Source organism: Agromyces sp. P2_B3, from assembly GCF_056404815.1.
Map to the genome: position 1 here is coordinate 216655 of NZ_JBFUDH010000007.1, position 20577 is coordinate 237231.

The 20577-nt window shown below is 68.8% G+C and carries 21 protein-coding genes and 1 pseudogene; 8 read left to right on the plus strand and 14 right to left on the minus strand.

The genetic code is table 11. The annotated features are described in order from the left end of the window. Positions 1–54: 54 nt before the first annotated feature. From AC1DZA_RS12625 to ctaE, 6 genes and pseudogenes are all read right to left on the minus strand, one after another. Complete coding sequence (locus tag AC1DZA_RS12625) at positions 55–744, minus strand: methyltransferase domain-containing protein (protein ID WP_476773037.1); 690 nt, start codon at positions 742–744, stop codon at positions 55–57. Positions 745–792: 48 nt separating this feature from the next. Further along, a pseudogene (locus tag AC1DZA_RS12630) lies at positions 793–915 on the minus strand (putative RNA methyltransferase); the annotation flags it as partial. Between the two features lie 34 nt (positions 916–949). Next, a complete protein-coding gene (gene qcrB, locus AC1DZA_RS12635; protein WP_476762072.1) occupies positions 950–2557 on the minus strand; it encodes a cytochrome bc1 complex cytochrome b subunit in 1608 nt (535 codons plus the stop codon). Beyond that, the gene (qcrA, locus tag AC1DZA_RS12640; protein WP_476762071.1) at positions 2554–3630 is read right to left on the minus strand and encodes a cytochrome bc1 complex Rieske iron-sulfur subunit; all 1077 of its coding nucleotides are present in this window, start codon (positions 3628–3630) and stop codon (positions 2554–2556) included. The genes qcrB and qcrA overlap by 4 nt, the downstream gene beginning before the upstream one ends. Before the next feature lie 33 nt (positions 3631–3663). Next, positions 3664–4455, minus strand: a complete 792-nt coding sequence (gene qcrC, locus AC1DZA_RS12645) for a cytochrome bc1 complex diheme cytochrome c subunit (protein ID WP_476772991.1) — start codon at positions 4453–4455, stop codon at positions 3664–3666. A 49-nt stretch (positions 4456–4504) separates the two neighbouring features. Then, positions 4505–5143: an aa3-type cytochrome oxidase subunit III gene (gene ctaE, locus AC1DZA_RS12650; protein WP_309978523.1), complete on the minus strand. Its 639-nt coding sequence runs from the start codon at positions 5141–5143 to the stop codon at positions 4505–4507. Between the two features lie 130 nt (positions 5144–5273). Between ctaE and trpD the strand changes: the two genes are divergently transcribed. Continuing rightward, the gene (gene trpD, locus AC1DZA_RS12655; protein ID WP_476772992.1) at positions 5274–6326 is read left to right on the plus strand and encodes an anthranilate phosphoribosyltransferase; all 1053 of its coding nucleotides are present in this window, start codon (positions 5274–5276) and stop codon (positions 6324–6326) included. A gap of 113 nt (positions 6327–6439) precedes the next feature. On the opposite strand, the gene glpK is transcribed toward trpD, so the two are convergent. Both glpK and AC1DZA_RS12665 read right to left on the minus strand, forming a co-directional pair. Beyond that, positions 6440–7954, minus strand: coding sequence for a glycerol kinase GlpK (glpK, locus tag AC1DZA_RS12660; RefSeq protein WP_476762069.1), 1515 nt, complete (start codon positions 7952–7954; stop codon positions 6440–6442). A 107-nt stretch (positions 7955–8061) separates the two neighbouring features. Further along, complete coding sequence (locus tag AC1DZA_RS12665; protein ID WP_476762073.1) at positions 8062–8787, minus strand: MIP/aquaporin family protein; 726 nt, start codon at positions 8785–8787, stop codon at positions 8062–8064. A 265-nt stretch (positions 8788–9052) separates the two neighbouring features. On the opposite strand from AC1DZA_RS12665, the gene dhaK reads away from it, so the two are divergent. The 3 genes from dhaK to dhaM are packed head-to-tail and all read left to right on the plus strand — an operon-like array spanning position 9053 to position 11418. Beyond that, positions 9053–10054 (plus strand): dihydroxyacetone kinase subunit DhaK, encoded by a 1002-nt coding sequence (gene dhaK / locus AC1DZA_RS12670; RefSeq protein WP_476773036.1) that lies wholly within the window; start codon positions 9053–9055, stop codon positions 10052–10054. A 10-nt stretch (positions 10055–10064) separates the two neighbouring features. Beyond that, positions 10065–10712 carry a dihydroxyacetone kinase subunit DhaL gene (gene dhaL / locus AC1DZA_RS12675; RefSeq protein ID WP_476762067.1) on the plus strand — a complete coding sequence of 216 codons (648 nt, stop codon included), beginning with the start codon at positions 10065–10067 and terminating at the stop codon, positions 10710–10712. A 1-nt stretch (position 10713) separates the two neighbouring features. After that, the gene (gene dhaM, locus AC1DZA_RS12680) at positions 10714–11418 is read left to right on the plus strand and encodes a dihydroxyacetone kinase phosphoryl donor subunit DhaM (RefSeq protein WP_476772993.1); all 705 of its coding nucleotides are present in this window, start codon (positions 10714–10716) and stop codon (positions 11416–11418) included. 24 nt (positions 11419–11442) lie between these two features. Here the strand turns inward: dhaM and AC1DZA_RS12685 are convergent, their stop codons facing one another. Then, complete coding sequence (locus AC1DZA_RS12685) at positions 11443–12207, minus strand: SDR family NAD(P)-dependent oxidoreductase (RefSeq protein ID WP_476772994.1); 765 nt, start codon at positions 12205–12207, stop codon at positions 11443–11445. Between the two features lie 68 nt (positions 12208–12275). Between AC1DZA_RS12685 and AC1DZA_RS12690 the strand changes: the two genes are divergently transcribed. Beyond that, positions 12276–12641, plus strand: coding sequence for a hypothetical protein (locus tag AC1DZA_RS12690; protein ID WP_476762401.1), 366 nt, complete (start codon positions 12276–12278; stop codon positions 12639–12641). A gap of 8 nt (positions 12642–12649) precedes the next feature. Here the strand turns inward: AC1DZA_RS12690 and helR are convergent, their stop codons facing one another. Continuing rightward, positions 12650–14803, minus strand: a complete 2154-nt coding sequence (gene helR / locus AC1DZA_RS12695) for an RNA polymerase recycling motor ATPase HelR (RefSeq protein WP_476772995.1) — start codon at positions 14801–14803, stop codon at positions 12650–12652. Positions 14804–15069: 266 nt separating this feature from the next. On the opposite strand from helR, the gene AC1DZA_RS12700 reads away from it, so the two are divergent. Further along, positions 15070–15507: a VOC family protein gene (locus AC1DZA_RS12700; RefSeq protein ID WP_476762399.1), complete on the plus strand. Its 438-nt coding sequence runs from the start codon at positions 15070–15072 to the stop codon at positions 15505–15507. 158 nt (positions 15508–15665) lie between these two features. On the opposite strand, the gene AC1DZA_RS12705 is transcribed toward AC1DZA_RS12700, so the two are convergent. The 4 genes from AC1DZA_RS12705 to AC1DZA_RS12720 form a co-directional block, all read right to left on the minus strand. Beyond that, positions 15666–16331 (minus strand): SRPBCC domain-containing protein, encoded by a 666-nt coding sequence (locus tag AC1DZA_RS12705; RefSeq protein ID WP_476772996.1) that lies wholly within the window; start codon positions 16329–16331, stop codon positions 15666–15668. Further along, positions 16331–16732: an ArsR/SmtB family transcription factor gene (locus tag AC1DZA_RS12710; protein ID WP_476772997.1), complete on the minus strand. Its 402-nt coding sequence runs from the start codon at positions 16730–16732 to the stop codon at positions 16331–16333. Before AC1DZA_RS12710 ends, AC1DZA_RS12705 begins: the two co-directional genes overlap by 1 nt. 96 nt (positions 16733–16828) lie before the next feature. Then, positions 16829–19219, minus strand: a complete 2391-nt coding sequence (locus AC1DZA_RS12715) for an ATP-binding cassette domain-containing protein (RefSeq protein WP_476772998.1) — start codon at positions 19217–19219, stop codon at positions 16829–16831. Positions 19220–19315: 96 nt separating this feature from the next. After that, the gene (locus AC1DZA_RS12720) at positions 19316–19726 is read right to left on the minus strand and encodes a VOC family protein (RefSeq protein WP_476772999.1); all 411 of its coding nucleotides are present in this window, start codon (positions 19724–19726) and stop codon (positions 19316–19318) included. A gap of 118 nt (positions 19727–19844) precedes the next feature. Here AC1DZA_RS12720 and AC1DZA_RS12725 point away from each other — a divergent pair, with 118 nt between their 5' ends. Then, the gene (locus AC1DZA_RS12725) at positions 19845–20342 is read left to right on the plus strand and encodes a DUF2975 domain-containing protein (protein ID WP_476773000.1); all 498 of its coding nucleotides are present in this window, start codon (positions 19845–19847) and stop codon (positions 20340–20342) included. Further along, positions 20342–20575 carry a helix-turn-helix domain-containing protein gene (locus AC1DZA_RS12730; RefSeq protein WP_476762898.1) on the plus strand — a complete coding sequence of 78 codons (234 nt, stop codon included), beginning with the start codon at positions 20342–20344 and terminating at the stop codon, positions 20573–20575. Before AC1DZA_RS12725 ends, AC1DZA_RS12730 begins: the two co-directional genes overlap by 1 nt. Positions 20576–20577: the final 2 nt, after the last annotated feature.

Below are 20577 nucleotides of genomic sequence, written 5' to 3' on the forward strand. Positions count from 1 at the left end.
GAGCCGCGCATTCGCGGGAAGCCCCGGCGCCTCGGCGCCTGGGCTTCCCGCATCTCACCTCCGTGCGAACACGATGAGGTCGATGGAGACGGTGACGTCGAGCAGGAGGTCCTCCGCTCCGTCAGTGCTCGGGCTGTCCGTGCTCGTCAGGCTGGTCGTGTGGTGCGCTGAAGGGCCCATGCCCACCAGGAGTCGGCGCAGGCGCGCATCAGCCGGCAGGGCGTACTCGACGGTCACCATCGTCGCCACCTCCAGCCCCACCGCGGCGAACTGCCTCGTCACCTGATCGGACTTTCCGGCCGGCACGTCGAGCATCGCGCCGTCCCGGCGCAGTTCGGCGAGGTGGCGGTCGCGTGGCACCACCACCATGAGTCGCCCACCGGGCGCGAGGATGCGAGCGAACTCGGGCGGATTGCGCGGACCGAACACGTTGAGCGCGACGTCGACCACGCTGTCCCGGATCGGCAGCGGACTCCACAGGTCGAGGACGACGCCGGTTGCGTCGGGGATCGACCGCAGGCTCATGCGCACGGCGTCGGGGGAGCGGTCGGCCAGGAGCAGGCGTGCATCCGGAACCGAACGCGCGAGGGCACCCGAGTAGTAGCCGGTGCCGCACGCGAGGTCGGCGATGCGCATCGAACCGTCACTCGAGACGGTGGAATCGACCCGGCTGGCCTCGATCATCGCGTCGGAGATGGGGGAGTAGGCACCGCCGTCGAGCAACGAGGCCCGCGCCGCGAGCATCTGGCGATCATCACCGAGCGTTCGCGGCGCACGTGGAGGCAGGAGCGTCAGGTAGCCGTGCTTGGCTCGGTCGAAACGGTGGCCGGCAGTGCACCCGTAGACCCGTTCGTCGACGGCGGCGAGATCACGGAAACAGTTCGGGCACCGGAGCCATGTCGAATCGATCGACATGGGCCCGGTGCCCGATTCCGTCTGAAGCCGTGACTCAGTGATGCGTCGAGTGCGATGCCTCGAGCTCGCCCCGGGTGACCGGTGCGATGCGGTCCTCGAAGAACCAACGCGACATGCCCGCACGGAGCTTCTGGCCGACCGTGATCTTGCCACGCGCGTTCGGCCGCAGCATGAGCGGCTGGTACGCGTCGTAGCTCACGAGGCGCCAGCGGTCGTACTCGTCGAGCGGCTGGTGGACCTCGATGAACTCGCCACCGGGCAGCTTCACGATGCGGCCCGATTCGTACCCGTGGAGGACGATCTCGCGATCCTTCTTCTGCAACGCGATGCAGACGCGCTTGGTGATGAAGTACGCGACGAACGGGCCGATGACCACGACGGCCTGGAGGGCGTGGATGACCCCCTCCATCGTCAGCGCGAAGTGCGTCGCGAGGATGTCCGAGCTCGCCGCGGCCCACAGGCCGGCGTAGAAGGTGACGCCGGCAGCGCCGATCGCGGTGCGAGTCGGGGCATTGCGGGGACGGTCCGCGATGTGGTGCTCGCGCTTGTCTCCGGTGACCCAGGCCTCGATGAAGGGATAGGCCAGCACGAGGACGATGAAGATGCCGATCGCGATGAGCGGGACGAGGATGTTGAACGACCAGGTGCGGTCGAGCCACACGAACTCCCAGCCCGGCGGGATGAGACGCAGTGCGCCGTCGGCGAAGCCGATGTACCAGTCGGGCTGGGTGCCCGCCGATACCGGCGAGGGATCGTACGGCCCGTAGCTCCAGATCGGGTTGATCGTGAACATCGATGCGATGAGCGCGAGCACGCCGAAGATGATGAAGAAGAAGCCGCCGGCCTTCGCCGCGTAGATCGGCAGGATGGGCGGGCCGACCGCGTTCTGCTGCGTCTTGCCGGGTGCGGCGTACTGGGTGTGCTTGTGCACGACGACGAAGACGAGGTGGATGGCGATGAGCGCGACGAGGATCGCCGGCAGCAGCAGGATGTGCAGCGTGTACAGGCGTCCGACGATCGCGGTGCCGGGGAACTCGCCGCCGAAGAGCAGGAACGAGGTCCACGTTCCGATCACCGGGATGCCCTTGATCAGGCCGTCGATGATGCGCAAGCCGTTGCCCGAGAGCAGGTCGTCGGGGAGGGAGTACCCGGTGAAGCCCTCGCCCATCGCGAGGATGAACATGGTGAAGCCGATCACCCAGTTGAGCTCGCGCGGTTTGCGGAAGGCACCCGTGAAGAAGATGCGCAGCATGTGCAGGCCGATCGAGGCCACGAAGAGGAGCGCCCCCCAGTGGTGCATCTGGCGCACGAACAGGCCGCCGCGGATGTCGAACGAGATGTCGAGGGTCGATGCCATCGCCACCGACATCTCGACGCCCTTGAGCGGCACGTACGAGCCGTCGTAGTGGACCTCGGCCATCGACGCCTGGAAGAAGAAGGTCAGGAAGGTGCCGGTGATGAGGATGACGACGAAGCTGAAGAGCGCGACCTCGCCGAGGAGGAACGACCAGTGGTCGGGGAAGGCCTTGCGACCGAGCTCCTTGACGAAGCCGGCGAGGCTGGTGCGGTCGTTGACGTAGGTCGATGCCGCAGCCGTGAACGACCGCTTCTGCGTGTCGTCGCGAGAGGTGATGGTACTCAACTGCGCTCCCAGAAACTCGGGCCGACGGGTTCGTTGAAGTCGCTCTGGGCGATGAGGTAGCCCTCATCGTCGACGGCGATCGGAAGCTGCGGCAGCGGGCGCTTGGCGGGGCCGAAGATGACCTCGCAGTGGTTGGCCACGTCGAACTGCGACTGGTGGCACGGGCACAGCAGGTGATGCGTGTGCTGCTCGTACAGGGCCACGGGGCATCCGACGTGCGTGCAGATCTTGGAGTAGGCGACGATGCCGTCGTACGACCATGACTCCCGATCCGGCGCCTGGTTGAGCTCACTCGGCTCGAGGCGCATGAGGAGGACGGCCGCCTTGGCCTTCTCCTCCAGCTTTCCGTGCTCCAGCTCTGCCAGGCCCTCGGGGATGACGTGGAACGCGCTGCCGATCGTGATGTCGGCGGCCTTGATCGGCACGCCCGACGGGTCGAGCGTGAGACGCGTGCCCTTGGCCCACATGGTGTGGCTGAGCAGTTCGACGGGAAGCTGGTCTTGGGGTGCGAATCCGCGGAAGAGCACGACCGCGGGAAGCGGGAACGCGATGAGCGCGCCGATGAGGCTGTTGCGGATCACCGATCGACGGGTGAAGCCGGACTCGCGGTCTGCGTCGGTGAAGACCTTGACCGCGGCCGCCTGCGTCTCGGGGGAGCCACCGACCGGATGCCGCTCGTCGGCGAGCTCGACATCGGCCATGATCGACTTGCCCCAGTGCACGATGCCGAAGCCGAGTCCCAGCAGCGCGAGCGTGGCGCCGAGGCCGATGAACATGTTGTTCAGGCGAACCGCGCCGACGTCGTTGGACTCGATGGGGAACAGCATGTAGGCCGCCACGGCCCAGACGCTGCCGACGATCGACAGGTAGAAGAGCGTGTAGACCGTGCGGCTCGCACGCTTCTCTCGCCCTGGGTCCTCGTCGGTGACGCGCGGACGGTGCGGCGGGAAGCCGGGGTTCTGGAACCCGTCGGTGGTGACGATCGCGGTGCCCGGCGAAACGGCTGGTTCGTGCGCGGCGTGCGACGAGTCGGCAACGGCGAGATCAGCGCCGCTGTGGTCGTCCTGTGCCATGGTTCTCCTTCTTGAGGTATTCGGTGCCGGGCGCTAGTTGGATTTCGCCGTGATCCACACGGTGATCGCGACGATCGCGCCGAGACCGAAGATCCAGATGAACAGACCCTCGGCGACCGGGCCGAGCGAGCCGAGCTCGAAGCCGCCGGGGGAGCGGTTGTCCTGCACGTACTTGAGGTAGGTGATGACGTCGCGCTTGTCTTCCGGCGAGATGTTCAGGTCGTTGAAGACGGGCATGTTCTGGGGGCCGGTGACCATGGCCTCGTAGATGTGCACGCCCGACACGTCGGTGAGCGGAGGAGCGAACTTGCCCTCGGTGAGCGCGCCGCCGGCGCCGGCGACGTTGTGGCACATCGCGCAGTTGATGCGGAACAGCTCGGCGCCGTTGGCTGCGTCGCCGCCGCCGTTGACGAGGTGATCGGCGGGGATGTCGGGGCCGGGGCCGAGCGACGCGACGTAGTAGGCGAGCTGCTTGACCTGCTCGTCCTCGAACTGCGGCGGCTTCTGCTGCGCCTGCGGACCCTGCATCTGCATCGGCATGCGGCCGGTGCCGACCTGGAAGTCGACCGCTGCAGCACCGACGCCGATGAGGCTCGGCCCGGTGTTGGTGCCCTGTGCCTCGAGGCCGTGGCAGGTGGCGCAGTTGGCCTGGAAGAGCTTCTTGCCCTCTTCGATCGTTGTCTGCGACGTCGGCTCGGCCTCGGCCTGGGCGGTGCCCGTGCTCAGCGCCGCGTACGCCCCGCCGGTGAAGACGAGTCCGAGCGCCAGCAGGGCGACGGTGGCGAGCGGGTGCCGGCGTCCGGTGCGTCGCTTCGAGCGGTTCATCAGTTTCTTCCTGTTCGCGGGCATGCTGTTCGTGAAGCTCCTGCTGTCTCTATTTGAGGACGTAGATGACGAGGAACAGGCCGATCCAGACGACATCGACGAAGTGCCAGTAGTAGGAGACGACGATCGCGCTGGTCGCCTCCTTGTGGCCGAAGTTCTTCACGGCGAAGACGCGGCCGATGACGAGGAGGAACGCGATCAGACCACCCGTGACGTGCAGGCCGTGGAAGCCGGTGGTGAGGTAGAAGGCAGACCCGTAGGAGTTCGAGTCGAGCGCGATGCCCTCGGAGACGAGCGTGGCGTACTCCCAGATCTGGCCGGCGACGAAGGTGGCGCCCATGGCGTAGGTGAGGAAGAACCACTCGACCATGCCCCACTGCGTCGGCTTCCAGCCGGTCGCGTAGGGCTGCAGGCGCTCAGCGGCGAAGACGCCGAATTGGCACGTGAAGGAGGAGAGCACGAGGATGATCGTGTTCGTCAGCGCGAACGGGAAGTTGAGGCGATCGGCCTCGAAGTTCCACAGGTCGGGCGACGTCGACCGCAGCGTGAAGTAGATCGCGAAGAGCCCCGCGAAGAACATGACCTCGCTGCCGAGCCAGACGATCGTGCCCACCGCAACGGTGTTCGGTCGCTTGATCACGGGCGCGCTCGCCTGATAAGTGATTGAGGTGCTCGTCACGCTCCCCATTATGGCTGAAATCAAGCCTGAGTTTTCGTCAACCTCGGCGTTCGTTTCGACGTCGAACGGTAAGGGAAGCCTAAGTTCCGATGGGTTCATGCCGTGAATCCGCCCTGAACCCCCTCGCTAGGATCGAGCCATGCCCGCCGAACAGACCTGGCCGTCCATCATCTCCGCGCTCCTCGACGGCGAGGACCTCAGCGTGTCGGATGCCGCGTGGTGCATGGAGCAGGTCATGACGGGCACCGTCACCCCGGCCCAGCTCGCGGGATTCCTCATCGCGCTGCGGGTGAAGGGGGAGACCGTCGACGAGATCGTCGGCTTCCGCGATGCCGTGCTCGAGCACGCCGTGCCACTGCCGGTCGACCCCATGGCGCTCGACATCGTCGGCACGGGCGGCGACCGGTTCGGCACGGTCAACGTCTCGACGATGGCATCCGTCGTCGCCGCGGCATCCGGAGTGCCCGTGATCAAGCACGGCAACCGTGCGGCGAGCTCCTCGTCGGGCTCGTCCGACGTGCTGGCGGCGCTGGGCCTCGACCTCGCCCTCCCGGCCGAGCGCGTCGCCGAGGTGCTCGGGGAGGCGGGCATCACGTTCGCCTTCGCCGGCGCGTTCCACCCGGGCTTCAAGCACGCGGGGCCCGTACGGGCCGAACTCGGCGTGCCCACGGTGTTCAACTTCCTCGGCCCGCTGTGCAATCCCGCGCGCCCCGAGGCATCCGCCGTCGGAGTCGCCCATCTCGATCGGGTGCCGCTCATCGTGGGCGTGTTCCAGACCCGCGGCGCGACCGCGCTCGTCTTCCGAGGCGACGACGGGCTCGACGAGCTGACGACGACCGGCCACTCGCACATGTGGGAGGTCTCGCTCGGCACCGTGAAGGAGCACGACCTCGACCCGCGCGACCTCGGCATCCAGCGCGCGCGCATCGACCAGCTCGTCGGCGGCGATGCCGCGCACAATGCCGAGATCGTGCATCGGGTCCTCGCGGGGGAGCGCGGGCCCGTACGTGACATCGTCGTGCTGAACGCCGCAGCGGGTTTGGTGTCGTTCGCGCTCGCGAAGGACCCGACCGAGTTCCAGCGGGCGATCCTGGATCGCTTCCGCGACAAGATGGCGGTGGCCGAGGAGGCGATCGACAGCGGCGCGGCGGCGCGCAAGCTCGAGGAGTGGATCGCCGCCACGAGGCGCTGACTCCGCTGAACTCAGGCCACGTTGTCGCGAGCCCGGCGTGCGACAGCGCGTATGCGACAGCGGCCGGGCATGCGACAGGCCCCGCGGATGTCGCGGGGCCCGTCGTCAGGTGATCAGCGCACGTCGTCGTCGACCCAGTCGAAGGTCTTCGTGACGGCCTTCTTCCAGAGCCGGATCTGGCGGTCGCGCTCCTCGGCCTCCATCTTGGGCTCCCACCGGGAGTCCTCCTGCCAGTTCGCGCGGAGCTCGTCGAGGTCGGACCAGAATCCCACGGCCAGTCCCGCGGCGTACGCGGCGCCGAGGGCGGTCGTCTCGGCGACGACCGGACGCACGACCGGAACTCCCAGGATGTCGGCCTGGAACTGCATGAGCGTGTTGTTCGCGATCATGCCGCCGTCGACCTTCAGCTCGGTCAGGTCCACCCCGGAGTCGGCGTTGACGGCCTCGAGCACCTCGCGGGTCTGGAACGCCGTCGCCTCGAGCGCGGCCCGGGCGATGTGGCCCTTGTTCACGTACCGGGTGAGGCCGACGAGCGCCCCGCGGGCGTCCGAGCGCCAGTACGGCGCGAAGAGTCCGGAGAACGCGGGCACGAAATACGCGCCGCCGTTGTCCTCCACCGTCTTGGCGAGGTCCTCCACCTCTGCCGCACTCGAGATCATGCCCAGGTTGTCTCGCAGCCACTGGATCAGGGACCCGGTGACGGCGATCGATCCCTCGAGCGCGTAGTGCGCCGGTGCGTCGCCGAGCTTGTAGCCCAGCGTCGTGAGCAGTCCGTTCTTGGAGTGGACGACCTCGGTGTCGGTGTTGAAGATGAGGAAGTTGCCGGTGCCGTAGGTGTTCTTCGACTCGCCGGCGTCGAACGCGGCCTGACCGAACGTGGCGGCCTGCTGGTCGCCCAGGATGCCGGCGACGGGGACCTCGCGGAGGAGGCTCGACGGCTCGACGGTGCCGTAGACCTCGGACGACGACTTGATCGCCGGCATCATGGACTTCGGCACGCCGAACGCGGCGAGGATGTCGTCGCGCCAGCTGAGCGTCTCGAGGTCCATGAACATCGTGCGACTGGCGTTCGTGACATCCGTGGCGTGCACGCCGCCGTCGACGCCGCCGGTGAGGTTCCAGAGCACCCAGCTGTCGGTGGTGCCGAAGAGCAGGTCGCCGGCCTCGGCCTTCTCGCGCGCGCCGTCGACGTTCTCGAGGATCCAGACGATCTTCGTGCCCGAGAAATAGGTGGCGAGCGGCAGGCCGACATCCTGCTTGAACCGCTCGACCCCGCCGTCGGCGGCGAGCCGGTCGACGATGGGCTGGGTGCGGGTGTCCTGCCAGACGATGGCGTTGTAGACCGGCTGGCCGGTGTTCTTGTCCCAGACCACGGCCGTCTCGCGCTGGTTGGTGATGCCCACGGCGGCGATGTCATGGCGGGTGAGGTCCGCCTTGCCGAGGGCCTGGCCGATCACCTCGCGCGTGTTGCGCCAGATCTCCAGCGGGTCGTGCTCGACCCAGCCTGCCCTGGGGAAGATCTGCTCGTGCTCGAGCTGTCCGGTGGCGACGATCGACCCCTTCTTGTCGAAGATGATCGTGCGGGTGCTCGTCGTTCCCTGGTCGATCGCCAGGATGTAGTCGGCCATGACTTCCTCTCAATTGTGCGGATGCCCCGTGGGCACGCATGCCGAGGGGGCCTGTTGCGTGCGAAAGACGGCGGGGCCGGCCCGTTCGGACCGGCCCCGCCGGATGGTCAGGTGATGATCGGCAGCAGCCAGAGCGCCGCCCAGCCGGCCAGGACGCCGCCGATGATCGGGCCCACGACCGGAACCCACGAGTAGGACCAGTCGGATGCGCCCTTGCCCCTGATGGGGAGGAACGCGTGGGCGAGACGGGGCCCGAGGTCACGGGCCGGGTTGATCGCGTATCCGGTCGGGCCACCGAGCGAGACGCCGATGCCGACCACGAGGAGGGCGACCGGCAGCGCACCGAGCGAGGCGAGTCCGGAGGGATCGCCCTGTCGGCCGAAGCCGATCACGACGAAGACCAGGACGAACGTGCCGATGATCTCGGTCACCAGGTTCCATGCGTAGTTGCGGATGCCGGGACCCGTCGAGAAGGTGCCGAGCTTGGGCGCCGGGTCGGGCTCCTCATCGAAGTGCTGCTTGTAGGCGAGCCAGACGATGACGGCACCGATGATGGCGCCGATCAGCTGGGCACCGATGTAGGCGATGACGGAGACGAAGTTGACCGGAACCGTGAGGTCGAGCGCGGCGTTGCCGAACTCGGTCGCACCGTTCGCGACGAGGCCCAGCGTCACTGCCGGGTTGATGTGCGCGCCGGAGGCGTAGGCGACGATCACGCCGGCGAAGACCGCGAAGCCCCAGCCGAACGTCACCATGAGGAACCCGCCGTTGAAGCCCTTCGTCTTCGCGAGGGCGACGTTGGCCACGACACCGCAGCCGAGGAGCACCAGCATCGCGGTGCCCACGAGTTCCGAGAGGAACAATATTCCGAGATTGTCCACGTCGACCTTCCATCCTTTTCGCTTGGCCCCGAGGGCTTCGCCCAGGGGCGGAACACTGCCCACCATACTCAGGCCATGCACCGCGCGGAATGGGCGCGCTGTATTTGCGGATGCTCCTACCACGGCGACCCCGACGGGCGTAGGTTGAGTCGCGAGTGCTGCGTCGGCGCCGATGCACGGTCGCGTGGCGTGCGACAGCCATGGTGAAGGGATGCTCGTGAAGAAGATCATCAACGATCCGAAGCGTGTCGTCGACGAGTCCGTCGCCGGTTTCGGACTGGCGCACGCAGATCTCGTGCGCGTGGAGATGGACCCGATCCACGTGGTGCGCGCCGACGCGCCCATCGACGGCAAGGTCGGCATCGTGAGCGGCGGCGGCAGCGGGCACGAGCCCCTGCACGCCGGCTACGTGGGCTTCGGCATGCTGGATGCCGCGGTGCCCGGGGCCGTGTTCACGTCGCCCACGCCCGACCCGATCCTCGCCGCGACGAAGGCCGTCGACGGTGGCGCCGGCGTGCTGCACATCGTCAAGAACTACACCGGCGACGTGTTGAACTTCGAGACCGCGGCCGACCTGGCGGCGGCCGACGGCATCACAGTTCGCGCGGTGGTGACCAACGACGACGTCGCAGTGAAGGACTCGCTGTACACCGCCGGGCGTCGGGGCGTCGCCGGCACCGTGCTCGTCGAGAAGATCGCCGGCGCGGCCGCCGAACGCGGTGACTCCCTCGACGAGGTCGCCGAGATCGCCGAGCGCGTGAACGCGAACGCGCGTTCGATGGGGCTGGCGCTCACCCCGTGCATCGTTCCCCACGCCGGTGAGCCCAGCTTCCAGCTCGCGGAGGACGAGATCGAGATCGGCATCGGCATCCACGGCGAACCGGGTCGAGAGCGGATCAAGCTCGAGCCTGCCGACCAGCTGGTGGACCGCCTCCTCGAGCCGATCCTCGAAGACCTTCCGTACGCCTCGGGCGACCGGGTGCTGCTCTTCGTGAACGGCATGGGCGGCACGCCGCTCGTCGAGCTCTACCTCGCCTACCGCCGGGCCGCCGAGGTGCTCGAGGAACGCGGCATCGAGATCGCTCGATCGCTCGTGGGCAACTACATCACGTCCCTCGAGATGCAGGGCATGTCGCTCACGCTCCTCAAGCTCGACGACGAGATGATCAGGCTGTGGGACGACCCGGTGCAGACCGCGGCGCTCCGCTGGGGACGATAGGGAGGCATCCGTGGGTCTGGACAGCACCTGGGCGGTGGCGTGGGTCAGGCGAAGCGCCGAGGTCATCTCCGAGCATCGCGTCGAACTGCTCACGCTCGACCGCGAGATCGGCGACGGCGACCACGGGGAGAACATGGATCGCGGCTTCCAGGCCGTCCTGCCCAAACTCGACGACCTGCCCGCCGGCTCCACCCCGGGTGACGTCCTGAAGCTCGTCGCGACGACGCTCATCTCGACGGTCGGCGGGGCGGCTGGTCCGCTCTACGGCACCGCCTACCTGAAGGGGGCCGTCGCGGCGGGCTCCGACGCGACGCTCGACGGTGCCGCCGTCGCCGCCGTGCTCGCGGCGGCGCGCGACGGGATCGTACTGCGCGGCAAGGCGGAGCCGGGCGACAAGACCATGATCGACGCCTGGACGCCTGCGGTCGACGCCGCGGAGTCGGCTGCGGGCAACGGCGCCGATGCCGCGGCAGTGCTCGCCGCCGCGGCCGAGGCCGCTGAGGCCGGTGCCGTCGCGACGGAGCCGCTCGTCGCCCGCAAGGGGCGTGCCAGCTACCTGGGGGAGCGGTCCGCCGGTCACCGCGACCCCGGGGCGCAGTCCACGGCGCTGCTGCTCAGGGCCGCCGCCGACACCGCGTCGACGGCCGCGGGAGCCTGAGGTGGGGACACCCGGCAAGGTCGGCGTCGTCTTCGTCTCGCATTCCGCGCGCATCGCCGACGGCCTCGTCGAACTCGCTCGCCAGATGGCCCCGAGCGCGGCCCTCGTCGCCGCAGGCGGCACCGATGACGGACGCATCGGCACGAGCTTCGACCTCGTCAGCGCCGCCATCGGCGAAGCGGACGCCGGTGACGGCGTCGTCGTCCTGTGCGACCTCGGATCGGCGATCCTCACGGCGGAGACCGCGCTCGACTTCCTCGACGACGACGCGCGCGCCCGGGTGCGGATCGTCGACGCCCCGCTCGTCGAGGGCGGGGTGGCGGCCGCGGTCGCCGCCGAAGCCGGCGACCCTCTCGACCAGGTGGTCTCGGCGGCGGAGTCCGCGCGGGGCGGCCCTTCAGGGCACGGCGGCGACACGGCGGCGGCCGCTGACGGCGGCGGTGAGGCATCCGGGGTGCAGCGCATGGTGACGCTGGTGAACGCCGACGGCCTGCATGCGCGCCCCGCCGCGGAGCTCGTGAAACTGGCGAGCACGTTCCCGCAGCGGGTCACCGTGAACGGAACCGACGCGAAGAGCCTCCTCGGCATCATGTCGCTCGGCCTGACGAAGGGCGCGAGCGTCGAGATCGCGAGCGACGACCCTGCCGGTCAGCAGGCCGTCGACGCGATCGCCGCCCTGGCGGAGTCAGGCTTCGGCGAGGCGTGACCGGGCGTCGCTGACGACGAGTGGTCAGTTGCCGCCGGCGACGCGGATGTCGGCGCCCGACGTGTACGTGGCGTCCGGCGCGAACAGGTAGGCCACAGCCCCGGCGACCTCATGCGCCTCGCCGGGTCGCCGCATGGGGATGCCGGGGGCGCGCTCGTCGGGGGCGTTCGGGCGGCCGGCCGCAGCGTGGATCTCGGTGCGTGTCGTGCCGGGCGACACGGTGTTGACGCGGACCCCGACCGGCCCGAACTCCTTCGATGCTCCCACCGTCAGCACGTTGAGCGCCGCCTTGCTCATCGCGTAGGGGATGTAGGTGTTCGGCGATCCGGTGGTCGCCGCGCCCGAGGAGATGTTCACGATGCAGCCGCCCGCACCACCGCGGTCCGTCGCCATGTGGGCGATCGCGGCGCGCGTGAGCACGATGGGCGCCAGTACGTTGACCCGGAACACCAGCTCGGATTCCTCGATCGCCGCGTCGAGGAACCCGCCGATCAGTCCCGTGATCCCGGCATTGTTCACGAGGCCGGTCACGGTGCCGAATCGCTCCACGGCTGACGGCACCACCGTCGCCGCGGCGTCGAGGACGGCCAGGTCCACCTGCAGCAGCAGCACCCGGGAGCCGGATGCCTCGCACGCGCGCATGACCTGGCGGGCATCCTCCTCGCGGTCACGGTACGTCAGCACGAGATCGTGGCCGTCCTGCGCGAGTCGCTCGGCGATCGCCGCTCCGATGCCGCGGCTGGCGCCCGTGACGATCGTGACGGGGCGACGAGTGGCATCCATCTCCATCCGATCAGACTATGACGCGCGGAAGCGGGTCTGGTGCACGCGCGACCAGCGGGCGTACCATCGGGCGCATGGCACGCGAGGAGGCGAGCCCGCCACAGGGCAATTCGTTCACCAGGTTCTTCGACCGCGTCGACCGGGTCCTCGGGCCCGCGTTCGTCTCGCCGCTCATGCCCGCCGACGAGGAGACATCCGCGATGCCAGAGGACCAGAAGCCCTGCCCGCTCTGCGGGCGCCCGATGTTCGAGCATGTCATCGACCACTCGACCGCGAACACCGTGCTGCTCTGCCCGACGGATGAACGCCTGCCCGAGCACGAGGTGGAGGGGCCGCTCAACGAACTCGGCATGCCGGCCACCGGGCGGCGACTGGAGAAGTACGAGGAACGCGAGGCGCAGGAACGCGACCTCCGCGAGGAGCGCGCCGAGCAGCTCTGAGGAACCGCTCAGCCGGGGGAGAGCACCACGAGCTGCTGCGTCGCCCTCGTCATGGCGACATACCGGTCGACGGCCCCTTCGATGCCGTCGCCGAACCCATCGGGATCGAGCAGGAGCACGAGGTCGAACTCCAGCCCCTTCGACAGTTCGGGTGTGAGCCGACGAACCTGGGTGGCGGACTCCGGTGTGATGCCGGTCACATCGAGAGGCGCGTCGCTCGCGGCGATCACGCACACGACGCCGTCGTCGTGGGTCGCGAGCCACGTCGCGAGGATGGAGTCGAGCTCGGTGACCGCGCCGTGCAGCACCGGGAGCCCGCTGCTGCGGATCGACCTCGGCACGTTCGCGTCGCGAAGGGCGGCGCGGATGACCGGCTCGGCCTCGGCCATCACCTCCTCGGGCGTGCGGTAGTTGATCGTGAGGCTCGCGAGGTCGATCCGTTGGAAGCCCACCCGCTCGAGCCGTTGTCGCCAGCCCTCGCTGAAGCCGTGCCTGGCCTGGGCGCGATCGCCGACGATGGTGAAGCTGCGAGACGGGCAGCGCGAGAGCAGCATCTGCCACTCGGCATCCGTCAGCTCCTGTGCCTCGTCGATCACGATGTGCGCGAACGGCCCGGCGAGCAGGTCGTGATCGCGTGTCACCTGCACGGCCTCGTCGACCAGCGTGACCCGCGCGTCCTGCCCGCGGAGCATCTTCATGACGCCCAATGCCGAGTCGTCGGATGCGATGAGGTCGTCGACGACGCGATCCATGACCTCCCGATGCGACGCGAGGGCCGCCTCGTCACGACGTCTCCGCCGTGATGCCTCGGGGTCCCCGATCCGCTGCCGCGCGGCATCCAGGAGCGGCAGGTCGGAGACGGTCCAGGCGCGAGCGTCGTCGCGTCGGAGCATCCGGATCTCGGCGGGGGAGAGCCACGGTGCGCAGGCCGCCAGATAGGCGGAAACCGACCACAGGTCGCCGATGACCCCGGCGGGGTCGAGCAGCGGCCACGCGCGAGTGAACGCCGCGCGCAGCTCCGTGTTCTGTTCGAGTGCGCTGCGCAGACGGGTATCTGCCATGTCCTCGTCGTGGTTGTCCATGAGGATTGCGATGAGCGCCTCCCAGACCTCGTCGCGCGCCTCGTTGTGCGGGGTCGCGGGCTCCCGGGCGTCGAACGCCTGGGCCCAGTCGTCGGGGTCGAGCCAGACATCCGCCCAGGGCGTCTCGACCGTCATCCCTCCCGCCGGCGGCCGCTCGTAGTGCGCGACGGCGGCCGTGACGGCCTCCACCAGCCGTGCCGACGCCTTGAGGCGTGCGACAGCCGGGTCCGACTCGCGGCCTGCTCCGGGGCCCTCGGGAACGAGATCGCGCAGCGTGCAGGTCTGCACGCCCTCCTCACCGAGGCTCGGCAGCACATCGGCGACGTAGTCGAGGTAGGGCTGGTGCGGCCCGACGAACAGCACACCACCGCGGCGGTGTCCGAGCCGCGGGTCGGAGTAGAGCAGGTACGCCGTTCGGTGCAGCGCGACGACCGTCTTCCCGGTGCCCGGTCCGCCATCGACGACGAGCGCGCCACGGGAACCGGCTCGGATGATGGCGTCCTGGTCGGCCTGGATGGTCGCCAGCACGTCGCGCATGCGGTCGGAGCGCGTTCCGCCGAGGGTGGCGATGAACGCGGATTGGTCGTCGAGCGCAGCGCGGTGGCCCTCGAACCCTTCCGTCGTGAACACCTCGTCCCAGTAGTCGGTGATCCGGCCCCGGGTCCAGCGGTAGCGTCGCCGGCTCGAGAGCCCCATCGCATCTCCGTGCGTGGCGCCGAAGAAGGGCTCGGCGGCGGGGGAGCGCCAGTCGAGGAGCAGGCGGCGCCCGTCCTCGTCGACGAGGCCCAGGCGACCGATGTAGAGCGCGTCTTCGCCGTCGGGATCCATGCGGCCGAGGCAGAGGTCCAGTCCATAGCGGCGCAGGGTGCGCAAGCGCGCGGTGAGGTGGTGGATCTCGAGGTCGCGGTCCATCGCAGCCTGTCCGCGACCGCCCGGTGACTGGCGGACGCGGGCAAGCCTGGTCGAGACGTCGACGATGGAGCGTTCCAGGGTCGTCGCGATGGCCGCGAAGTGCTGTTCGTCGGCGGCGATCAAGGTGGGCTGCGCCTTGTCGGCGAGTCGGGGCGGAAGGTCGAACACGCTGGTGGTCAGGACGGCTCCTCGAGTGGGTGTCGGGACGGCCGTCCATTGTGCGCCATCAGGGGGCCCTTGCGGCAAGGCCCCCTCGCTCCGATATCCTGAAAGCGGGAGGTCGAGACGGCCTCCCTTTCGTGTGCTCGGCTTCGTATGTCCGGCGCCCGCGCTGGCCCGGGGGAGCAGCGCCCCATCGTCTTCAGCAAACTCTCAGGAAAGTCGCCTCCGGCCGGCTCGAGTCGCGTGTCGGTGCGGGTCGATAGCATGCAGGCATGCCCATCAAGCTCGAGAATGTCGGGATCGCCGTGCGCGACCTCGAGGCGACCATCGCCTTCTTCACCGACCTGGGCCTGACGGTGGTCGGCCGCGACACGGTGAGCGGGGAATGGACCGACACCGCCGTGGGGCTCGATGGCAATCACGCCAAGATCGCCGTGCTCAACACGCCCGACGGTCATGGCCAGCTCGAGCTCTTCGAGTACCTCCATCCCGAGGCGATCGAGACGGAGCCGACACGTCCGAACGAGATCGGCATGCATCGCGTCGCCTTCTCCGTCGATGACCTCGACGAGGCCCTCGCGATCGCCGCGCGACACGGTTGCCACCCGCTGCGCGGCGTGGCCACGTATCAGGACGTCTACAAGCTCACGTACCTGCGCGGTCCGAGCGGCATTCTCGTGATGCTCGCCGAGGAACTGCAGAAGCACTGACACCGCCGAGCCCCGGATGCGGATGCTGCAGGGGGGCCACGCATGGTTCCCGAAACTCAAACCGACATAATGTGCATTATCGGCGCACGGCGATACTTGGTGGGAGGGGTGACGAGCCGGACGCAATGGCCGGGCTCGGTGCGACTGCTTGGGTCCCGTCAGGCACCAGGCGTCTGCCCGGTGTAGAACGCGAACGTCGCGTCAGCCGCGCGAGCGGCGTCGTCGGGATCTGCGCCGTCGGCGACGTGCGCGTCGGCCCAGCGGTCCGCTGCGGCTCGGCTGAACGCGCTGCCCTCGGCCGACAGCGCCCACTGCTCTCCCTCCTCCGGTGAGATCCGGCCGTCCTGCGCGCCGAGGTGCAGCGCCAGCCCGAGCAGCGCCTGATCCCAGCCGACGCCGGTGGCACCCGGCCCGTACGTCTCCCACATGCCGGCCGGCAGGTCGGCGGCTCGTGCGACATGATCGAGCTCGAACCGGGTTCGGTCCGGTCCCAGCGACGTGAGCCGGACGGTCACCCAGGAGACGGCTCCGGCGAACTCCCACGTGACGCGATAGCTCGCACTTCCGTCGGAGGGCGGGGTGCATTCGAGCACCTCACCGCTCGCGTTGCCCGTGAGCTGGTACCGACCACCGAGCTGAAGGTCGCCCGAGACGGGCAGGAACCAGCGTGCGATCCGATCGGGTGTCGTGGTCGCCTCCCAGACGTCATCGATGCCGGCGGGATAGTCCTGGGCGATCGTCTGGATCCGCGATGCCGCACCGTCGACCGTGTCGGTGCGCAGGGTGCGGGTCACGGCCTCGACCTGCGAACGAACGTCAACCATCATTGCTCCTCATCTCGTGGTGGTGCTGGATCGCTTGGATCCCCGGCTTCACCCGGCCCGGGGTCTCCGCCGCCCAGGCGTTGCTCGCGTCGGCCGCGGGCGAGTTCCGTTCCGAGGGCCGCCAACGGCCCGCGCCAGTAGCGCTCGAACGGAGTCAGCCATGCGTTCACCTGCTGGAGCCCGTCTGCGTCGACGGCGTAGAGCCGTCGGGTGCCCTCCGCCCGGACGGTGGCGAAGCCCTGTTCGCGCAGCACCCGAAGGTGCTGCGACACCGCCGGCTGGCTGATGCCGAACTCCTCGCCGATCATCGCGCCGATGCGGCCGGCCGGGGCCTCGCCGTCGGCGAGCAGCTCGAGGATGCGGCGGCGCACTGGATCCCCCAGGACATCGAGCGCGTGCATGCATCGATTCTTGCGTCTGTGCTTATATAAGTCACGCGTGAAGTTGGTAGACGACGTCAGCGAGCCGAGCCATCCGCGCGAGCGACCGCCCGCTCGTCAGGAGCCGACGTACGTTGCCAGGTGCTGGCCCGTGAGCGTCGAGCGCGCCGCGACGAGCTCGGCCGGAGTGCCCTCGAACACGACGCGACCGCCGTCGTGGCCGGCTCCGGGTCCCAGGTCGATGATCCAATCGGCGTGGGCCATCACGGCCTGGTGATGCTCGATGACAATCACAGATTTGCCCGCATCGACGAGCCGGTCGAGGAGTCCGAGCAGTTGCTCGACGTCGGCGAGGTGCAGACCGGTGGTCGGCTCGTCGAGCACGTAGACGCCGCCCTGCTCCGCCATGTGCGTCGCCAGCTTGAGCCGTTGGCGCTCACCACCCGACAGGGTCGTGAGCGGCTGGCCGATGGTGAGGTAGCCGAGCCCGACGTCGACGAGCCGTTTCAGGATCGCGTGCGCCGCCGGCAGGCGCGACTCCCCCGCACTGAAGAACGACTCGGCGTCGGCGACGGACATGCCGAGGACCTCGCTGATGTCGCGACCGCCGAGCTTGTACTCGAGCACCGAGGTGTCGAAGCGCCGTCCCTCGCAGACCTCGCACGGTGATTCGACCGTGGCCATCATGCCGAGGTCCGTGTAGATGACCCCGGCCCCGTTGCAGTTCGGGCAGGCGCCCTCGGAGTTCGCGCTGAACAGCGCCGGCTTGACGCCGTTGGCCTTCGCGAACGCCTTGCGGATCGGCTCGAGCAGGCCGGTGTACGTGGCCGGGTTGCTGCGACGAGACCCGCGGATCGCGGCCTGGTCGATGGAGACGACGCCGTCGCGTCGAGCCACCGATCCGTGGATGAGCGAGCTCTTGCCCGATCCTGCCACCCCCGTCACGACGACGAGCACGCCCAACGGGACATCCACGTCGACCTCGTGGAGGTTGTTCTCCGACGCGCCCCGAATCTCCAATGCGCCGTTCGGCGTTCGCACCTCCCCCTTGAGCGACGCCCGATCGTCCAGGTGCCGCCCCGTGAGTGTGTCGCTCGCCCGCAGGTCGTCCACCGTGCCCTCGAAGACGATCTCTCCTCCGGCGGACCCGGCGCGCGGACCGAGGTCGACGACGTGATCGGCGATCGCGATCGCCTCGGGCTTGTGCTCCACGACCAGCACGGTGTTGCCCTTGTCGCGAAGCTGCTGCAGGAGTCGGTTCATCCGCTGGATGTCGTGCGGGTGCAGGCCGATCGTGGGCTCGTCGAAGACGTAGGTGACATCCGTCAGCGACGACCCGAGATGGCGGATCATCTTCGTGCGCTGCGCCTCGCCGCCCGACAGCGTGCCCGAGGGCCGGTCGAGCGAGAGGTAGCCGAGGCCGATGTCCACGAACGAGTCGAGGTTCTGCTGCAGTCCGGCGAGCAGGGGCGCCACCGACGGCTCGTCGAGGCCGCGCACCCACGCGGCGAGGTCGCTGATCTGCATCGCACAGGCATCCGCGATGCTGATGCCGTCGATCTTCGACGTGCGCGCACCCTCGCTGAGCCGGGTGCCGCCGCACTCGGGACAGGCGGTGAAGGTCACGGCCCGCTGCACGAACGCGCGGATGTGCGGCTGCATCGCGTCGACGTCCTTCGACAGCATCGACTTCTGCAGCTTCGACACGAGCCCCTCGTAGGTGAGGTTGATGCCGTTGACCTTCACCTTGCCCGGCTCGCGGTAGAGGAAGTCGTGCAGCTCGGACTCGGTGTAGTCGCGGATCGGCTTGTCGGGGTCGAAGAAGCCGGACTCCGAGAAGATGCGCACCGACCAGCCGTCGGCCGTGTAGCCGGGAACGGTGATCGCTCCCCCGGCGAGCGACTTGGTCTCGTCGTAGATCTGCGTGAGGTCGATGTCGGAGACCGTGCCCATGCCCTCGCACCTCGGGCACATGCCGCCGATCTGGCTGAAGTCGCGTGAGATCGTCGTGCTCTCGCCGCGGTCGATGGTGATCGCGCCACTCCCCTGCACGCTGGGGATGTTGAACGAGAACGCCTGCGGCGACCCGATGTGCGGCTGGCCGAGCCGGCTGAAGAGGATGCGCAGCATCGCGTTGGCGTCGGTGACGGTGCCCACCGTGGAGCGCGCATTCGCACCCATGCGCTCCTGGTCGACGATGATGGCCGTGGTGAGCCCCTCCAGCACGTCGACGTCGGGGCGCGAGAGCGTCGGCATGAAACCCTGCACGAACGCGCTGTAGGTCTCGTTGATCATGCGCTGGGACTCGGCGGCGATCGTGCCGAACACGAGTGAGCTCTTGCCTGAGCCCGACACCCCGGTGAACACGGTCAGGCGACGCTTCGGGATCTCGACGCTCACGTCCTTCAGGTTGTTCACCCGAGCACCCTGCACGCGAATCAGGTCATGGCTGTCGGCGACGCGGCCCTCGCCATTCGTGAGGTGCGTCGCGGTCGTGGTCGTGCTCATCTGTCTCCCTCCACTGGGCGCGGCGATGCGCCCGGATGCCCGGCGTGGCCTTCCACGATTCAACCAGTTCCGACCGACGCGAGGCGTGGTCCACGGTCATCGCAGCTCCTGGATCCTGATCAGGTTGCCTGCAGGGTCGCGCACGGCGCAGTCGCGCTGTCCGTAGGGCTGGTCGGTCGGTCCCTGCGCGATCTCGACGCCGGCTTGCCTCAGGCGCTCGAAGGTCGCATCGAGATCGGCGGATGCCAGGAGCAGGCCGCCGTACGTGCCCTTGGCCATCATGGCGGCGATCGTCTCGCGCTCCTCCTCGGTCAGGCCCGGTGCGGCGGCGGCCGGCTCCAGCACGATGGACGTGTCGGGCTGCTCGATCGGTCCGACGGTGATCCAGCGCTTCCCGTCGTAGCCGACGTCACCGCGCACCTCGAATCCGAGCAGGTCGCGGTAGAACGCCAGCGCCCGTGCGGGGTCGTCGTGCGAGAGGAAGCTCGCGTGGATGATGAGGCTCATGGCTGCCACGCTACGGGTCGGGTGGAGCCGGCTGCTTCTCCGTTCCTGACCGATCGAACTGTACGGAGCGTTGTCTTGAGCGATTGACAAACGATAGATACTGAGCGAAAGTCGATGCATGCGCAACCTCGATCGTGTCGTACTCCCCCTTCGTGTGCTGCTCGTCATCGTCTTCGCCGGTCTCGTGATGGCGCAGTTCCTGAGCATCCCAGGGCAGTTCACGCACATGGCCGCCGAGAATCCCGAGCTCGGCGGCATCCCGTGGCTGCTGCTGGCCCTCGGGATCCTCGAGGTCATCTGCTTCCAGGTCGTGATCGTGTGCACCTGGCGACTGCTCACGCTCGTCAGGTCCGACCGGATCTTCAGCGAGCAGGCCTTCGGATGGGTCGACGCGATCGTGTGGGCGCTCGCCGCCGCCTGGCTCATGCTCGCGTCGGTCTCGGCCTACCTCGTCGGCGTCATCTACTTCACGCCCGAGCTGCGGGACCCGGGCATCCCGGTGCTCCTCACCGGCATGGTGCTCATCGGGGGCGTCGTGGTGCTCACCGTCGTCGTGCTGCGCGCCCTCCTGCGGCAGGCGAGCGTGCTCAGGTCCGACCTGGAGGACGTGATCTGATGGCGATCGTCGTGCGCATCGACGTGCAACTGGCCAAGCACAAGATGAGCGTCGGCGAGTTCGCCGAGCGCGTGGGGCTCACCCCGGCGAACATCGCCGTGCTCAAGAACGGCCGCGCGAAGGCCGTGCGGTTCAGCACGCTCGACGCGATGTGCCGGGTGCTCGAATGCCAGCCGGGCGACCTGCTCGAATGGGTCGACGAACCACCCGAAGCACCCGCGGTCCAGGCGTGAGC

Bases quoted from the DNA above. Each gene is read 5' to 3' on its own strand.
- AC1DZA_RS12625 (WP_476773037.1), bottom strand. From the start codon at position 744: ATGCTCGCGGCGCGGGCCTCGTTGCTCGACGGCGGTGCCTACTCCCCC.
- qcrA (WP_476762071.1), bottom strand. From the start codon at position 3,630: ATGGCACAGGACGACCACAGCGGCGCTGATCTCGCCGTTGCCGACTCG.
- qcrC (WP_476772991.1), bottom strand. From the start codon at position 4,455: ATGAACCGCTCGAAGCGACGCACCGGACGCCGGCACCCGCTCGCCACC.
- ctaE (WP_309978523.1), bottom strand. From the start codon at position 5,143: ATGGGGAGCGTGACGAGCACCTCAATCACTTATCAGGCGAGCGCGCCC.
- trpD (WP_476772992.1), top strand. From the start codon at position 5,274: ATGCCCGCCGAACAGACCTGGCCGTCCATCATCTCCGCGCTCCTCGAC.
- glpK (WP_476762069.1), bottom strand. From the start codon at position 7,954: ATGGCCGACTACATCCTGGCGATCGACCAGGGAACGACGAGCACCCGC.
- AC1DZA_RS12665 (WP_476762073.1), bottom strand. From the start codon at position 8,787: ATGCTGGTGCTCCTCGGCTGCGGTGTCGTGGCCAACGTCGCCCTCGCG.
- AC1DZA_RS12685 (WP_476772994.1), bottom strand. From the start codon at position 12,207: ATGGAGATGGATGCCACTCGTCGCCCCGTCACGATCGTCACGGGCGCC.
- AC1DZA_RS12690 (WP_476762401.1), top strand. From the start codon at position 12,276: ATGGCACGCGAGGAGGCGAGCCCGCCACAGGGCAATTCGTTCACCAGG.
- AC1DZA_RS12700 (WP_476762399.1), top strand. From the start codon at position 15,070: ATGCCCATCAAGCTCGAGAATGTCGGGATCGCCGTGCGCGACCTCGAG.
- AC1DZA_RS12705 (WP_476772996.1), bottom strand. From the start codon at position 16,331: ATGGTTGACGTTCGTTCGCAGGTCGAGGCCGTGACCCGCACCCTGCGC.
- AC1DZA_RS12710 (WP_476772997.1), bottom strand. From the start codon at position 16,732: ATGCACGCGCTCGATGTCCTGGGGGATCCAGTGCGCCGCCGCATCCTC.
- AC1DZA_RS12715 (WP_476772998.1), bottom strand. From the start codon at position 19,219: ATGAGCACGACCACGACCGCGACGCACCTCACGAATGGCGAGGGCCGC.
- AC1DZA_RS12720 (WP_476772999.1), bottom strand. From the start codon at position 19,726: ATGAGCCTCATCATCCACGCGAGCTTCCTCTCGCACGACGACCCCGCA.
- AC1DZA_RS12725 (WP_476773000.1), top strand. From the start codon at position 19,845: ATGCGCAACCTCGATCGTGTCGTACTCCCCCTTCGTGTGCTGCTCGTC.
- AC1DZA_RS12730 (WP_476762898.1), top strand. From the start codon at position 20,342: ATGGCGATCGTCGTGCGCATCGACGTGCAACTGGCCAAGCACAAGATG.